The 1,219-nt window shown below is 59.8% G+C and carries 1 protein-coding gene; it reads right to left on the bottom strand.

What is annotated here, in order from left to right; translation table 11 throughout:
• Positions 1-18 precede the first annotated feature (18 nt).
• Positions 19-1,160 (bottom strand): IS3 family transposase gene (locus tag ACH0BU_RS18100; protein ID WP_500264484.1). Its coding sequence is split into 2 segments (ribosomal slippage): positions 19-920 and positions 920-1,160, totalling 1,143 coding nucleotides; the frame shifts between segments, so codons are not numbered across the junction.
• Between the last annotated feature and the right edge of the window lie 59 nt (positions 1,161-1,219).

The raw sequence follows: 1,219 nt of genomic DNA, 5'->3' as shown, positions 1-1,219 counted from the left end.
TGAGTAGCCCCTAGTTTTCTAGACGCCTTCCGCTTTCAAAATCTGCTGCCGCTCGAACTTGACTGGTGACAGCATGCCGTTCCTGACATGCTTGCGCACCGGGTTGTAGAACATCTCGATGTAATCGAACACGTCCTGCCGGGCTTCCTCGCGCGTTTTGTATGTCCGACGACGGATGCGCTCGCGCTTGAGCGACGAGAAGAAGCTCTCAGCGACGGCGTTGTCATGGCAGTTACCGCGTCGGCTCATCGAGTGCTCAAGATTGTGAGCCCTTATGAACGCGGCCCAGTCCATGCTGGTGAACTGCGAGCCTTGATCCGAGTGGATCAGCACCCGCTGCTTCGGTTTTCGCCGCCATACCGCCATGTGCAGCGCCTGCAGCACCACATCGGTGGTCTGCCGACTCTGCATGGACCATCCCACCACGCGGCGAGAATAGAGGTCGATCACAACAGCCAGATAGGCGAAGCCTTCCAAGGTGCGGATGTAGGTGATGTCTGTCACCCAAGCCTGGTCTGGCGCAGCCACGTCGAACTGGCGATCCAGAGTGTTGTCAATCGCCAGGGACGGCTTGCCACCATAGCTGCCTGGACGGCGCTTGTAGCCGATCTGTGCCCGAATGCCTGCCAGTCTGGTCAAACGGGCAACGCGGTTCGGGCAACTGGTCTCGCCCTGATCCAGCAGATCGTCGTGCAACTTGCGGTAGCCATAGACCTTGCCGCTGTCGTTCCAGGCCCGCCGGATCAACTCGGTCTGCCGAGCATCTTCCCGAGCCCGCTGGCTCAGCGGGCTCTTCTGCCAGGCATAGAAACCGCTAGGCTGGATGTGCAGGCACCGGCACATTGACCGAACCCTGAACTGGTCACGATGCTCGGCAACAAACGCGTATCTCACTTTGCATCCCTGGCGAAATACGCGGTGGCTTTTTTTAGGATGTCGCGCTCCTCGGTCACCCGGGCCAGCTCGCGCTTCAGCTGGCGGATCTCGGCATCCTTGCTGGCATCGCCCGACACTGCCTTCGCCAGCTGCCGCTTCCACGCATACAGCGAGTGCTGACTAACGCCGAGCCGCTCCGAGACCTCCGATACCGGATACCCGCGCTCGGTGATCTGGGCCACCGCATCACGCTTGAACTCATCACTGAAACTGGACTTCCCCATCACCGCCTCCTGTCCTCAAAATTAGGATCGAAGGCGTCCAGAAATCTAGGGGCTACTCA

Source organism: Sphingomonas olei, assembly GCF_045369765.1.
GTDB lineage: Bacteria > Pseudomonadota > Alphaproteobacteria > Sphingomonadales > Sphingomonadaceae > Sphingomonas > Sphingomonas panaciterrae.
Note: the sequence above shows the minus strand (reverse complement) of the source record. Positions and strands in the feature narration are given on the sequence as shown.